Annotated in this window: 11 protein-coding genes; 1 reads left to right on the top strand and 10 read right to left on the bottom strand. The window is 42.6% G+C overall.

The genetic code is table 11. The annotated features are described in order from the left end of the window. Positions 1-5 precede the first annotated feature (5 nt). The 7 genes from rsxC to EDD59_RS07865 all read right to left on the bottom strand — a co-directional run bounded on the left by rsxC (position 6) and on the right by EDD59_RS07865 (position 8,345). A complete protein-coding gene (rsxC, locus tag EDD59_RS07835) occupies positions 6-1,325 on the bottom strand; it encodes an electron transport complex subunit RsxC (protein ID WP_132380695.1) in 1,320 nt (439 codons plus the stop codon). Positions 1,326-1,565: 240 nt separating this feature from the next. Then, the gene (gene rpsA / locus EDD59_RS07840; RefSeq protein WP_132380697.1) at positions 1,566-2,648 is read right to left on the bottom strand and encodes a 30S ribosomal protein S1; all 1,083 of its coding nucleotides are present in this window, start codon (positions 2,646-2,648) and stop codon (positions 1,566-1,568) included. Next, positions 2,629-3,489 (bottom strand): 4-hydroxy-3-methylbut-2-enyl diphosphate reductase, encoded by an 861-nt coding sequence (ispH, locus tag EDD59_RS07845; protein ID WP_132380699.1) that lies wholly within the window; start codon positions 3,487-3,489, stop codon positions 2,629-2,631. Before ispH ends, rpsA begins: the two co-directional genes overlap by 20 nt. A 106-nt stretch (positions 3,490-3,595) precedes the next feature. Then, positions 3,596-4,315: a (d)CMP kinase gene (cmk, locus tag EDD59_RS07850; protein ID WP_132380701.1), complete on the bottom strand. Its 720-nt coding sequence runs from the start codon at positions 4,313-4,315 to the stop codon at positions 3,596-3,598. 27 nt (positions 4,316-4,342) lie between these two features. Beyond that, a complete protein-coding gene (locus EDD59_RS07855) occupies positions 4,343-5,575 on the bottom strand; it encodes a BaiN/RdsA family NAD(P)/FAD-dependent oxidoreductase (RefSeq protein WP_132380703.1) in 1,233 nt (410 codons plus the stop codon). Then, positions 5,568-6,521, bottom strand: a complete 954-nt coding sequence (locus EDD59_RS07860; RefSeq protein WP_132380705.1) for a MurR/RpiR family transcriptional regulator — start codon at positions 6,519-6,521, stop codon at positions 5,568-5,570. The genes EDD59_RS07855 and EDD59_RS07860 overlap by 8 nt, the downstream gene beginning before the upstream one ends. Before the next feature lie 36 nt (positions 6,522-6,557). Further along, positions 6,558-8,345, bottom strand: coding sequence for an aminopeptidase P family N-terminal domain-containing protein (locus EDD59_RS07865; RefSeq protein WP_132380707.1), 1,788 nt, complete (start codon positions 8,343-8,345; stop codon positions 6,558-6,560). Positions 8,346-8,573: 228 nt separating this feature from the next. Between EDD59_RS07865 and EDD59_RS07870 the strand changes: the two genes are divergently transcribed. Next, positions 8,574-9,920: a peptide MFS transporter gene (locus EDD59_RS07870; RefSeq protein ID WP_132380709.1), complete on the top strand. Its 1,347-nt coding sequence runs from the start codon at positions 8,574-8,576 to the stop codon at positions 9,918-9,920. A gap of 80 nt (positions 9,921-10,000) precedes the next feature. On the opposite strand, the gene EDD59_RS07875 is transcribed toward EDD59_RS07870, so the two are convergent. From EDD59_RS07875 to scpB, 3 genes are all read right to left on the bottom strand, one after another. Next, positions 10,001-11,989 carry a 2-isopropylmalate synthase gene (locus tag EDD59_RS07875; protein WP_132380711.1) on the bottom strand — a complete coding sequence of 663 codons (1,989 nt, stop codon included), beginning with the start codon at positions 11,987-11,989 and terminating at the stop codon, positions 10,001-10,003. Positions 11,990-12,112: 123 nt separating this feature from the next. Then, positions 12,113-13,393, bottom strand: coding sequence for a D-alanyl-D-alanine carboxypeptidase family protein (locus EDD59_RS07880; RefSeq protein ID WP_132380713.1), 1,281 nt, complete (start codon positions 13,391-13,393; stop codon positions 12,113-12,115). A gap of 79 nt (positions 13,394-13,472) precedes the next feature. Further along, positions 13,473-14,042 (bottom strand): SMC-Scp complex subunit ScpB, encoded by a 570-nt coding sequence (gene scpB, locus EDD59_RS07885; protein WP_132380715.1) that lies wholly within the window; start codon positions 14,040-14,042, stop codon positions 13,473-13,475.

Here is a 14,042-nt window from a genome sequence, read left to right on the forward strand (position 1 = left end):
CTCTGTTATTTTTTCTTTTTGTTAGCAATTGCAATCTTGCGCATAGAACCGATAGACTGCTTCAGTGGTAATTTTGCCGGACAGACATAGCTGCAGCAGCCACACTCCACACATTCCATTCCATACTGTGCGACAAAAGTCTCTTCATCATGTCTGTCGGCATACTTTGCCAGTCTGGATGGAACAAGCCGGCAGGGGCATATTTCTACACAGCGGCCACAGTTAATACACTGCGTTGATTTTCTTTTTGACACCTCATCCTCGGAAAATGCCAGAATAGAAGAAGACGTTTTTGTCACAGGAGTGTTAAGTGTCACCATTGCAAACCCCATCATAGGGCCGCCTGATACCACCTTCTTAGGTCCCGTTTTAAATCCGCCTGCCGCATCCACCAGTTCTTGATGATTTGTTCCTAAAAGCACTTTAAAATTACCCGGGCTCTGTATATCATCTCCACTGACGGTAACAACACGTTCCGTCAAAGGCCTGCCTTCCATTACCGCATAATGAATTCCAATCAGCGTCTCCACATTATCTACAACACATCCTGCATCCGCCGGAAGCATGGCGGAATGAATCGCACGTTTTGTGAGAGCATAAATCAATTGGCGTTCTGCTCCCTGGGGGTACTTCGTCTGAAGCACCTTCACTTCCATACGGGGCTCGTCCTTAACGGCCTCCTGCAATTTTTCGATACACTCTTTTTTATTATCCTCTATCCCAAAAATTCCCTTTGCATTATCAAACAGCGAGAGAACTACTCTCATTCCACTTACAAGCTCCTCTGTATTCTCGAGCATTCTGCGGTAATCTGCTGTAATATAAGGTTCACATTCTGCACAGTTCGCTATCACATAATCTATTTTCTCAGGTTCCTTTGGGGAAAGCTTTACTCTTGTGGGAAAACCTGCACCGCCCATGCCAACAATCCCTGCTTCTGAAATCATGTTCAGAATTTCTTCTTTTGTAAGTTCCTCCAATGATTTTACAGGAGCATATTCAGTTTCCTCATACTGTCCATCATTCTCAACTACAATACAATCCACCTTATTTCCCGTAGGGCCTAAGTGAACTTCCAATCCTTTGACATTCCCTGACACAGAAGAATATACCGGTGCCGATACAAAACCTCCCGCTTCTGCAATCTTCTGCCCCCTTAAAACATGATCTCCCTTTTTGACAATGGGGTTTGCCGGTGCCCCTATATGCTGTGAAAGTGGATACAGTAAATCACCTCTTGGCAGTAATTCAGTAATTGCCTGGTTTTTGGATAAATCTTTTCCGTCTTTTGGATGGATTCCACCTTTAAAAGTTAAAAATCCCATTCTCTGCTACCTTCCTTCCTTACTTTTCCCATTATAATTATTGTACAATGAATTCTCTGTAAATACCAGTAAAATCGGGCATTTTATTGTACATAAAAAAATACATACTGCTATTTTTTTAACAATTAATGCTGCTAAATTGCGTACATGGAGATTAGTCCACATGAAATTCATGTGTGACACAAATTTCACATTTAGACATAAAAAAAGAGACCTTCCAGCCTCTGTTTTTTATGAATTTTATTCTTCTGTGTAAGCAGCATTCTGGTTTTCTGACTCCAAAGCTTTCATACTCAGACTGATTTTCTTATCTGCTTCATTCAAATCTACGATTTTGGCTGTAATCTCCTGGCCGACAGAAAGTACATCTGATGGTTTATCGACATGTGCCCTTGAAATCTGAGATACATGAAGAAGCGCATCCACTCCTGGTGCAAGTTCAACAAATGCCCCAAAGTCTGTCATACGCGCAACCTTGCCTGTGATGATGGTTCCGGCTGCAAAATCTTCTGAGGCGTGTGCCCATGGATTTGTCTCCGGGAACTTCAGGCTGAGTGCAACCTTTGTATCATTGATATCCTTTACAAGCACTGTTAAAGTATCACCTACCTGGAATACCTTCTTCGGATTCTCTACTCTTCCCCAGGACATCTCAGAAATATGCAGCAATCCATCTACCCCGCCAAGGTCTATAAAAGCACCAAAGTCCGTTACATTCTTAACAGTCCCCTCAATTCTATCGCCGACTTTCAGTCTCGCGAACAGCTCTTTCTGCTTCTCGGCTCTCTCTGCAACGAGCAGCTGCCTTCTGTCACCGATCACACGGTTCCTCCTGGGATTGAATTCACTGATTACAAACTCAATCTCCTGACCTTCATATTTACTCAAATCTTTCTCATAGGAATCAGATACGAGACTTGCAGGAATAAATACGCGTGCCTCGTCCACTGTTGCACACAGACCGCCGCCAAGAATCTGAGTAACCGTAGCCTTCAATACTTCTTTATTCTCAAAGGCTTCTCTCAGTCTCTCATTGCCCTTCTCTGCAGCAAGTCTCTTGTAAGTTAATAATACCTGACCTTCGCCGTCATTTACTTTTAAGACCTTAACTGTCATCGAATCTCCAACCGAAACAACAGTTGTCAAATCAATTGACTGGTCATTAGAATATTCGTTCTTTGTAATAATACCATCTGCTTTATATCCGATATTCAGGATAATCTCATCCGGTTTTACATCAATGACTGTACCCTCAACTACCTCTCCGTTATGAATTGTTTTAAATGACTCGTCTAACATCTGTTCAAAAGATAATTCTGACATTATTTTGAACCTCCTCAATTATATTGTTGGGCGTGGATGCCCCCGCTGTAATACCTACTGTTTCCACTGACCCTAATTGATTCAAATCCAAATCGTCAAGTGTCTGTATATAGTACGTATCTTTACATGCTTTCTGGCATATTTCAAATAACTTCTGGGTGTTGGAACTATGTTTGTCGCCAATCACTATCATAGCATCCACCTCTTCTGCGATACTCTGAGCCTCAGCCTGACGCTCCTTTGTTGCACTGCAGATAGTATTTAAAACACTTACATCATAACCCTTTTTTAAAATAATTTCAACTATATCTTGAAATTTATTGTAATTAAATGTCGTCTGAGCAACAATACAGACTTTCTTTCCAGGCCCGGGTATAAAATTTTCTGCCTCCTGCGCATTTTGAATCACTGTTGCATATTCTCCGGCCCAGCCTCTGATGCCCTCCACCTCCGGATGCTCCGGATTGCCTATGATTACGATATGTCTGCCCTTTTGGCTTTCCTCTTTCACAATACTATGTATCTTTTTAACGAAGGGGCAAGTGGCATCCACTACTGTCAATCCTCTTTTATTCAGTTTTTCGCAGATGGCCTCGGACACTCCGTGGGAACGGATAATAACGATTCCCTCAGTCAACTCTTCCAGTTCCTCCGGATTTTTCAATACACTGACGCCCCTTTTCTCCATATCTTTGATTACTTCTTCATTATGGATAATCGGACCATATGTGTAAATTGGAGTATGGCCGTCCTTCTCTTTTTCAAGCTGCTTATAAACTGCATCTACGGCGCGTTTTACACCGAAACAAAAGCCTGCTGTTTTTGCCAGTTTTATTTCCATATCTCTTTGCCCCTTTTATAAATATACACTATCTATTGATGTTATTCCCGCGGGCAACGAGCCAAGCGGAAATGCTTGCATTTCCATTTGGCGGCTGCCGCGAGGGTCAAATACCCCGCAGCTTGCTGCGCTGCAAGTTTGATGCCCCGTCAGCTTGCTGCGGGGTATTTGACTTGCAATATTTTAGAATTTCAGACACAACTTCTTCTATTGTCATATGGGAACTGTCAATTAAAACTGCATCTTCAGCCTTCCTTAGAGGGGCCGTTTCCCGGTTCATATCCCTGGCATCACGCTCTTCAATATCTTTCTCAATTTTATCATAATCGCATGGCAGTCCTTTTCTTACCAGCTCTTCATACCGTCTTTTTGCTCTCGTTGCCGTATCGGCTGTCAGATATATTTTTACATCCGCGTGAGGGAGAATATTGGTTCCAATATCGCGGCCATCCATGACCACATCTTCGTTTTCTGCAAGATTTTGCTGGAGCTTTAAAAGCTTTTTTCTCACTTCTGGAATAGCGGAACTGAAAGATGCCATATTCCCAACTATTTCCTCCCGAAGCCGTGATGTTACATTCTCACTGCCTGCATAGACCTGCTGGACTCCATTCTCATAACGTATGCTTACTTGTGCCTTTTCAGATGCTGCAATGATTTTCTCCTTTTCGCCGGGACTAATGCCTGCATCAAGAAAGCAGACTGCCATCGCCCGGTATAGGGCCCCCGTGTCAACATAAATGTATCCCTTTTCTTTTGCCACCAATTTGGCTATTGTACTTTTTCCCGCACCCGCAGGACCATCAATTGCAACATTATATCCCATAACCCTTCTTTATATTTCCTTTCTCTTCTATATTGTTAGCGCATTACCTGCCAGATATGCCGTGGACCAGGCAATCTGTAGATTAAATCCGCCTGTCAGTGCATCCAGATCCAGTACCTCTCCGATGAAATATAGTCCTCTTACAAGTTTTGATTCCATTGTTCCCGGGTCGATCTGCTTTACATTCACACCGCCCTTCGTAATGATAGCCTCCTTATAATCCCGCAGTCCGGACAGTGTCATTTCCAGATTCTTTATCAGGTGCACAAACGCAAGTCTTTCCTCCCTGCTTATTTCATTGACTTTTTTATCAGGATTTATTCCACATAATTTAAGCATAATAGGTTTTAATTTTGCAGGGAACAGGCCAGCAACCGCATTCTTAAACTGCTTGTTCATTTCTTCTTTAAACCCCCTTAAAATCCGCTGGTCCAACTGTTCTAAAGATAATGCCGGCTTCAGATCAATGACAAGCTTTAGAGTTTTTTTACTTAATACCGGCCCCACCAGACTGCTGGCACTTAAAGCAACCGGGCCGCTCACTCCATAATGGGTAAAAAGCATCTCTCCAAATTCTTCATAAATCTTTTCCTTTTCGTCGTAAATCGACACGTTCACATTCCGAAGAGAAAGACCCTGAAGCTCTCTGACATAAGGTTCTTTTACTTCCATAGGAACAAGGGAAGGGAAAAGTTCTGTCACAGAATGTCCTGTCTGCCTGGCAAAATGGTATCCATCCCCGGTACAACCTGTAGACGGGTAAGAAATTCCTCCGGCGGCGATAATACAGGCATCTGCTGATACTCTTTTTCCGTCCGGCAAAACGATACTATGAAACCTGCCTGCCTCAGTATATATAGCCTTTACTTCGCTGTGCAGATGAATATTCACATGGAGACGCTTTAATTCCTGCACCAAAGCCCCTATCACATCAGAAGAGTGATTGGAGAGGGGAAATACCCTCTCTCCTCTCTCAACCTTTGTTTTAATGCCAAGCTCTTCAAAAAATTGAATCACCTGTTCGTTGGAAAAGCTGTAAAACCCGCTATATAAAAACTTGGGATTACTGACAACCGAAGCAAAGAGAGTGTCCATATCTGCGGCATTGGTAATATTGCACCGGCCCTTTCCTGTAATGAAAAGTTTCTTTCCCAATTTTTCATTCTTTTCATATATATGGACTTTATGCCCGTTCCTGGCTGCGAAAATCCCTGCCATCATCCCCGCTGCACCGCCGCCTATGATAAATACTCTACTCATCTTCTTTTCCTTTCCTGTCTGTGGTTACAGGCAGGGGACTGTTCACGTGATTCAATTCATCTCCGCTGTATACCTGGTATTCGTCCCAGAGTTTTTCCAGAGTCTCCAGGGTGGAGACCACTTCGCCCTGTTTTTTCATGCAGAGAGCCACTATCAGGGCATTGATCACACTTAAAGGAGCAACCAAGGAATCCACAATAGAAGCCATATCACTTCTTGCAATCAGGTTACAGGAAGAGTATAGATTCATAGGGGAATGTACGCTGTCAGTCAGTGTAATTACCTTTGCTTTCCGGTTGCTGGCAAACTCCAAGGCTTTTAAGGTCCGCATGGAATATCTCGGAAAACTGATTCCGATAATCACATCCTTTTCATTAATGCGTATCAGCTGTTCAAAAATCTCACTGGAACTGTTGGTGTTCACTGCAGTCACATCCTCACAGACCAAATTCAGGTAGAATGTAAGGAATGAGGCTAAAGGAGCGCAGCTTCGTATACCAATCACATAAATCTTCCTGGCGCCTAAAATTGTATCAATTGCAAGTTCAAATGCCTTCTGGTCAACTGTCGTAAGAGTCATCTTGATTTTTTCTATATCAGATTGCAATACGTTGTTAAGAATCTCGGATTGGCTGATTCTCCCGTAAGTCACTTCCATTCTTTGGATAGAATTTAAGCGGTTGCGCACAAGCTCCTCCAGGGCCTGCTGAAATCCCGGGTATCCCTTGTATCCAAGCTGTGTAGCAAAGCGTACTACTGTGGATTCACTAACTCCCACAATTTCTCCCAGCTTTGCGGCTGTTAAAAATACTGCCTTATCATAATTCTCACAGACGTAATTTGCAAGACGTTTCTGCCCTTTGCTGAGATTGTTATATTTAGCTTCAATCCTAATCAGAAGTTCATTGGTTGTGCTTTCATTTGCATTTAAGTTATTTTCATTCACAGTAGTACCTCTCTTATGCTGCTTTACACGCAGCCTTTATATTGCCCTTGTATACTCTTTGAGCCATTCCTGTTCATCTTTAGTCAAATGAGGGCCTATCAGTTCGTAAACCTTTTTGTGATAGTCATTGAGAAGAGTTCTTTCCTTTTCTGTCATCAGTTCCGGAATAATGGCGTCCAGGTCCACAGGCACAAATGTAATAGGCTCAAAATACATAAACTGTCCGTATTCATTCTTTTCTCCTTTGCAGACCAACAGTTCATTCTCAGTGCGTACGCCGTGGGAGCCTTCAATATAGATTCCAGGTTCGTCTGTAATAATCATATTAGCTTCAAAGGGATGAACCTCATTGGGGCGGAACTGCCAGCGGAAACCTGTAGGCGGCTCGTGAATATTTCCAAGGTATCCTACCCCATGCCCGGTTCCATGATTAAAGTTTAAGTTTTGTCTCCAGAAAGGTTCTCTTGCCACATAGTCCAGATTCATGCCGGAGCAGCCGTAGAGGAATCTTACATCTGCAAGATTGAGCATACTGATTGCGACGGATGTGAAATGCTCCTTTTCTATCTGGCTTATCTCTCCGAAAGCAACTGTTCTTGTGATGTCTGTGGAGCCTTCGTAATAATTTGCCCCTGTATCTGTCAGAAACATCCCGCCCTCTTTTAGCTCTACGTCCGTCTCAGGCGAGGAAGTGTAATGGACAATGGCGCCGTGTTCTTTATATGCACAGATTGGCTCAAAACTCGGCCACAGGAAATTTCCCTGTTCTGCACGCAGCTCTTCCAGTTTGTCGGAGGCACTTAGCTCTGTTATTTTCATTTTTCCTACGTTATGTTTCAGCCAGTACATGAACTTCGTGTGTGCAATTCCGTCCTTGATATGAGCTTTTTTGATGTTTGCAGTCTCAACGTCGTTCTTGACTGCTTTCATGATAATTGTAGGATTTTCCTGTTTCACCGTTCTTACAACATCAGGAATATTATTGTAAAGTGCATAATTTAGACGTCTGGGATCAATCAGCATCACATCCCCTGCGCCAAATGCTTTTACAGCTTCATAAATATCATTATATGGATGTATGCAGACATGATTCTTTTTAAATTCTGCCTTGATTGCATCACTAAATTTCCTTTCATCTGCATAGAGCTCCACAGAATCCATTTTTACAATGGCATAGGAAAGAAGCAGCGGGAAATATTCTACATCATCTCCGCGCACATTTAAGAGCCAACCGATATCATCCAGGCTTGTGATAACATGTAAATTTGCACCGGCCTTTTTCATCTCGTTTCTCACACGTTCAAGCTTGGAGGCAGTTGTCTCCCCAGCATATTTCAGTTCCAGCAAAAAGGCAGGTTTTTCCGACAAAGGAGGCCGGTCTGACCATATTGAATCCACTAAATCACAGTCATAGATAATGTCTCCGCCTTTAGCTTTGGCAATAGCGGCGTAAGACTGTCCTTCATCTACTCCTACTGTACGGCCGTCAAATCCAATCATACCGCCCTCAGGAAGTGTTTCTTTTAAGTACTCCTCGACAGTGGGAACTCCGGGTTCTCCCATTTTGCGGAGTGTGACACCTGTGCCTTCCATCTCCAGGGCAGCCTGTATAAAATACCTTCCGTCTGTCCACATACCCGCCTCATTTTTTGTAAATACTGCAGTGCCCGCTGACCCTGTAAAGCCCGTCATAAAAGCTCTCACCTTGAAATGTTCCCCCACATATTCACTCTGGTGATAATCAGCTGTAGGAATAACATAAGCATCTATTCCCTTCTCTTCCATCAACAGGCGGAGCCTGTCAACTCTTTCTGAAACCTTCATGCAAAAACCTCCTTTGAAAACCATTAAAATAAAGACCAAATTTTCATCGCCTATAGTATATATTATCTCAAAGGAAATAGCAAACACGAATTGGAAAACCTGACATCTCCGCAGAATATAAAAATGAGAGAAATTTTATTAAGAAAATATAAAATTCTATTTGTTCTTTTGTACAATTTATGATACAATTTCCTAGGTAAAATAATTTTTGGTATGGAGGTTCTATTTATGGAAACAGCAAAAAAGAAGAAACCATTTGGCTTTTATGTATGTGCCTTAGGTTTCACGTTTGAGCGCTGCGCATTTTACACAGTAAAGTACTTACTGGCAATCTGGATTGCAACAAATGCTGCAGGCGGCGGCCTTGGATTGACAGACGCTAAAGGAGCATCTATGTCTGCAATCTTCGTAGCTGCAACTTACATTACGCCTATTTTCGGCGGGTACGTTGCTGACTACTGGTTAAGTCCCAAAATCTGTGTTATCGCGGGTATGATTTTGATGGGAATCGGCTACTTATTTACATGGCAGGCTCACTCTACTGCACTGGTATGGGTTATGATCTTATTTGTAGCAGTGGGAACAGGTCTGTTTAAGGGGAATCTTTCCGGAGTAAACGGTCTGTTGTTTGAGGACAAGGATGACTTGAATAATGCGTTCTCTATTCAGTATTCATTCGTAAACATTGGCTCCTTCATAGGAACAACTTTCGTTGCACTTATAGCCGGACCAATGGGATACAACTTTGTATTCCTGCTCTGCGCACTCTTCCTCTTTGTTGATGCTATCTGGTTTGCTGCAAATCAAAAGTCTCTTGGGGATGCCGGCAAGAAACCTTTCAAGCATGATCAGAGAAAATTCGTTGCCAACGAGAAGAAAAAAGCTGAAGAAAGTAAGCCGCTTACAACAAGTGACAAAAAGCGTATCCTTGCTATTGTTCTTGTTACCTTGTTCTCTGCCGTGTTCTGGCTTGTATGGTATATGGCATATATGCCCGCATACTTCTACTTTGGATGGGGCGACGGTTCCGACTTCCTGAATCACGCAAACTGGTTTATTGGGAATTTCCAAGTACCCACATCCTGGTTTGATTCTATGAATGCAATCGTCTGCATTATTCTAGGACCTGTATTTGCTGGCTTATGGGCAAGGCTTGCAAGACGCCCAAAAGGAGATTTAAGCATGTTCAAAAAGACAGCGCTCGGTATGATTTTAGTTGGGTGTTCTTTTGCAGCTATGGTAATTGCTGATATCATTAGGGGTGAAGGTCAGGCTAATCTGATCTGGATTGTAATCATCTCATTGTTGATGTCTGTGGGCGAAATGATATTCTCTCCACTTGGAAATTCTTTCATTACAATGTTTGCACCTGCAAAGGTACTGGGACTGCTGCTGGGATTCTGGCCAATTGCCGTATTCTTCGCACAACTCATTTACCCTGCACTGTACGCATATCTGAAGACAGTTCCTTTCCAGAGCGGATATGGAGTTGTTGCAGCTATCGTAATCATCCTCGGCCTTCTACTCTGGTTCATGAGTGGTAAACTGGATAAGCTTGCAGTTGAAGAGAAATAAAACATCAGTATCAGGCTGGTTTTGATCAGACCAAAAAGAGTATCGGATTATTCATTCCGGTACTCTTTTCTTATGCTATTCTATTTGCTGTTTCTGAACTGTACAGGGGTCATATGATACATTTTCTTGAAAACCCTGTTAAAGTGTTCTACATTCTGATATCCTACAGATTCTGCAATACTTTCCACTGTTGTATTATTGCTCTTTAGCATCGCGCGTGCCTTTTTCAACCGTATTTCTTTTAAGATTTCTCCAAAAGTTGTCCCCGACTTTTCTTTGATATATTTGGAAAGGTACGGTTTGGTGAGGAAAAACCTTTCAGATAAATCTTCCAGCGTTACATCTTTGTAATTCATATAAATATAATTGGTGATTTCCAGTAGTCTTTCATCTTTACAGCTCTCGGCATTTCTGATTTCTTCAATCTTGTTGACAGCTACAACAAGAGCCTCTACAGATGCCTTGATAATATCCGCATCAATTCCCACACCCCAGAATTTCTTCTTGCCGTATATCACACCTACGTAAGCCACCGCCTTGGAGGAGGAGCCTTTTGTCAGAGAATGTTCCTCATAAAATGCAAGGTCATAGTTGACATTGAAATATTGCTTGATTGCATTGCTTACTGCATCCAGACGTCCATTTCCCACGCCTGTAATTATCCTGTCAGTGTCTGCATGATGGATGGTTGCCTTTGTTACAATGCCATGTTCCTGTTTAAAATGGCACTCGTCTACTGTGAAAATTGACTTTGCATTAATATAGTTGTCTTCAAAAATATGATAAACCCAGTCAGGACTGAGCTCCCTATGCGTTTTGTCCGAGACATCCTTTACCAGATATCCTACTTCTTCCTTCATTTTCTCAGGAAGACTGATGCCGAAGTTCTGTTTGAGGATATAGTTGACCCCGCCTTTACCAGACTGGCTGTTAATCCTTATTACATCAGAATCGTATCTTCTGCCTACATCCTTGGGATCAATCGGAAGGTAAGGCACTGTCCATTTGTCTTCCTGTCTTTCTTCTCTCCAGGACATCCCCTTGGCAATTGCATCCTGATGAGACCCCGAAAAAGCGGTAAATACTAGTTCTCCCGCGTAGGGCTGACGGGGAGATACCTGCATTCCCGTGAGTCTCTCATAAGTCTCACAGATTTCGTTCATGTTAGAGAAATCCAGCTTCGGGTCCACGCCATGGGAAAACATGTTCATTGCCAGGGTAACAATATCCACATTGCCTGTTCTCTCTCCGTTGCCGAAAAGAGTTCCTTCTATGCGGTCTGCTCCTGCAAGAATTCCCAACTCTGCGTCACTGACACCTGAGCCCCTGTCATTGTGAGGATGAAGAGAAAGTATCACATTTTTTCGGTAGAGGAGATGTTTGTCAAAGTATTCCACCTGGCTTGCAAACACATGCGGCATGGCATTTTCTACGGTTGTAGGGAGATTAATGATAACTTTATGCTCTCCATCTGGCCTCCACACATCAAGAACTGCGTTGCATACATCCAGCGCATAATCCACCTCCGTTCCCGGAAAGCTTTCAGGACTGTACTCAAAGATAAAATTCCCTTCCGTCTCTTTTGCCAGCTTTTTCAGCAGCTTTGCACCATCGATTGCAATTTTCTTGATTTTTTCAGGTCCCTTTTTAAACACCTGTTCTCTCTGAGCCACAGAAGTGGAATTGTAAACATGGATAACGGCATGAGGGGCTCCCTGTACCGCATCAAAGGTTCTCCTGATAATGTGTTCTCTGGCCTGTGTCAAAACCTGAATCGTCACATCGTCAGGAATCATATTTTGCTCAATAAGTGCCCTCAGAAACTGATATTCTGTCTCAGAAGATGCCGGAAACCCGACTTCAATTTCTTTGAATCCTACGTCCAGAAGAAGCTGGAAAAATTCAATCTTTTCATCCAGGCTCATAGGTTCTACTAGTGCCTGATTTCCATCTCTCAAATCCACACTGCACCATATAGGGGGATTGGTGATAGAATCCTTTTTTACCCAATCATAGCATGGCTCGGGCGGCATAAAGTACATTTTCTCGTATTTTTCAAAGTTCTTCATATTGACGGCTCCTTACATTTAATCAAATTAATTGTCTTTTTTTATTCTTTCTTATACTACCATAAGAATCCGTCATTCACCAGTGGTAAATTTAATCATTATTATTGATATATTTTATTTTTTTCAAACTTTCTGTAGAAAATACAGCCTGAAAATCGTCTTTATATACCAGGCGGCGTTTTTTTCAGGTATACTGCAGCCACTTACAATATCATAAGATTTTAACAGCTCTCCATTCAAGGTATACCGGACTTCCCCTACTTTTTCTCCTTTTCCAACAGGAGCTTCTGCATTCTTTTTCTTTTCCCAATTCACGTTTACCTTTTCGTCATCTCTCAGAAGTATGCTCCAATTCTCAGCAGTTCCTGCCACCTCAAGAGGAATTTCAGTTTCCGGCTCAAAAGGGTTTTGACTGTCAACTCCATGATATACTTTCAGAGTACCCGTAGGCACATCCTGCCTGATATTGCGATACTCGTAATGTTCTAAGCCATAATTCATCAAAGCTTTCGTGTCCGCCCATTTATAGCTTTTATTATTTGGCCAGCCACATGCGAGCAGAGCCACAATGAAGGTTCTCCCTTTATCTTTCAGCGAGCCTACGTAGCAATAACCTGCATCTCCGGTAAAGCCGGTCTTCCCTGAAAGAGCACCCTTCATCATTTGCAGAAATGCGTTGTGGTTTGTACAGGAATAAGAATGTTTTCCGGAGCAGTCAGTGAATTGATAATTGGATGTTCTTGTGACTTCCAGAAACATATCTTTTTCGGGGGAATCCATAATACAATATTTCATAATCCTTGCCAGATCTTCTGCGGTAGTGTGGTGACTTCCCTTTTCATCGGATGCATCCAGTCCGTTGGGAGTAATGAAATATGTGTTTTTACACCCCAGCTCCTTTGCTTTTGCATTCATCATGTCCGCAAAGCCTTCCACGCTTTTCCCAACATTTTCAGCAATGATAACCGCAGAATCATTGTGGGATTCCAGCATCAGGGAATAAAGTAAATCTCTAAGGTAAAACTCTTCCCCCTTCACAGCTCCAAGGTGTACCTGAGGCTGAGATGCAGCGTAAGCACTGACTGACATTTTGTCATCCAGGCCCCCGTATTCCAGCGCCAGAATACAGGTCATAATTTTCGTAGTACTGGCCATTGCCCTTTCCTGTTGTCCATTTTTCGAAAATAAAATACGCCCGCTGTCCGCGTCCATAAGGACCGCCGATTGGGCGTATAAATTTTCCGGTTCTTTCGTTTCCGCCTGTACCTCCCGCATTTGTGTTTTCATGCCTGAAAGCCCTGTAACGTATACGGTACAGCAGATTAGAATTAACGCTGCGATTCTTCTTTTTATTTTTAGGACAGTCATCTTGCCCTTATCCGTGTTTCTTTCCTGCTCCGCCATTTTAGCCCACTTCACAACATACCATATTATTAGTATCTATGTGAAAATACATTTCGATAGAACTACATTCTTTAAACGGTCAGATATCTAGTTTCAGCTGTGCTTCCTCCTCAGCCTCCTCCTTAAAATGCTCTACCTGTTCAGGGTTGATTGAAGGCAGGTCATCCAGAGACTGGACACTGAACCTGCGCAGAAACTCCTCGGTAGTCCCAAACAACAGAGGTCTGCCGGGTGCATCCATACGCCCCACTTCCTCCACTAGTCCATATTCCACCAGTTTGTTTACGGCATGATCCGATTTCACACCTCTTATTTTTTCAATCTCTAATTTTGTAACCGGCTGTTTATAGGCCACAATAGATAAGGTTTCCAGCAGAACATCCGTCAGGACATATTTTCTAGGCTGTTTAGCAATCTGTATCAGATATTCATACATTTCCTTTTTGGTACACATCTGAAAAGAATTTTCTAGTTCAAGGATGCGGATACCCCTGTCCTGCTGCTCATATTTATCCATCATATTGTGAATAATCTTCCTTGTTGTATCCTCGTCATGTCCGATCACTGCTGCAATTTGGTTTAGCTTCACGGAATCTCCCATTGCAAAAAGAATCGCCTCTATAATACCCTGCAGTTTTTCTATTTCCAT

It is taken from the genome of Muricomes intestini, assembly GCF_004346165.1.
GTDB classification, from domain to species: Bacteria; Bacillota; Clostridia; order Lachnospirales; family Lachnospiraceae; genus Muricomes; species Muricomes intestini.

What these genes read in the sequence shown, in the direction of transcription:
- rsxC (WP_132380695.1), bottom strand. Translation starts at nt 1,325, where the DNA reads ATGGGATTTTTAACTTTTAAAGGTGGAATCCATCCAAAAGACGGAAAA.
- rpsA (WP_132380697.1), bottom strand. Translation starts at nt 2,648, where the DNA reads ATGTCAGAATTATCTTTTGAACAGATGTTAGACGAGTCATTTAAAACA.
- ispH (WP_132380699.1), bottom strand. Translation starts at nt 3,489, where the DNA reads ATGGAAATAAAACTGGCAAAAACAGCAGGCTTTTGTTTCGGTGTAAAA.
- cmk (WP_132380701.1), bottom strand. Translation starts at nt 4,315, where the DNA reads ATGGGATATAATGTTGCAATTGATGGTCCTGCGGGTGCGGGAAAAAGT.
- EDD59_RS07855 (WP_132380703.1), bottom strand. Translation starts at nt 5,575, where the DNA reads ATGAGTAGAGTATTTATCATAGGCGGCGGTGCAGCGGGGATGATGGCA.
- EDD59_RS07865 (WP_132380707.1), bottom strand. Translation starts at nt 8,345, where the DNA reads ATGAAGGTTTCAGAAAGAGTTGACAGGCTCCGCCTGTTGATGGAAGAG.
- EDD59_RS07870 (WP_132380709.1), top strand. Translation starts at nt 8,574, where the DNA reads ATGGAAACAGCAAAAAAGAAGAAACCATTTGGCTTTTATGTATGTGCC.
- EDD59_RS07875 (WP_132380711.1), bottom strand. Translation starts at nt 11,989, where the DNA reads ATGAAGAACTTTGAAAAATACGAGAAAATGTACTTTATGCCGCCCGAG.
- EDD59_RS07880 (WP_132380713.1), bottom strand. Translation starts at nt 13,393, where the DNA reads ATGGCGGAGCAGGAAAGAAACACGGATAAGGGCAAGATGACTGTCCTA.
- scpB (WP_132380715.1), bottom strand. Translation starts at nt 14,042, where the DNA reads ATGGAAATAGAAAAACTGCAGGGTATTATAGAGGCGATTCTTTTTGCA.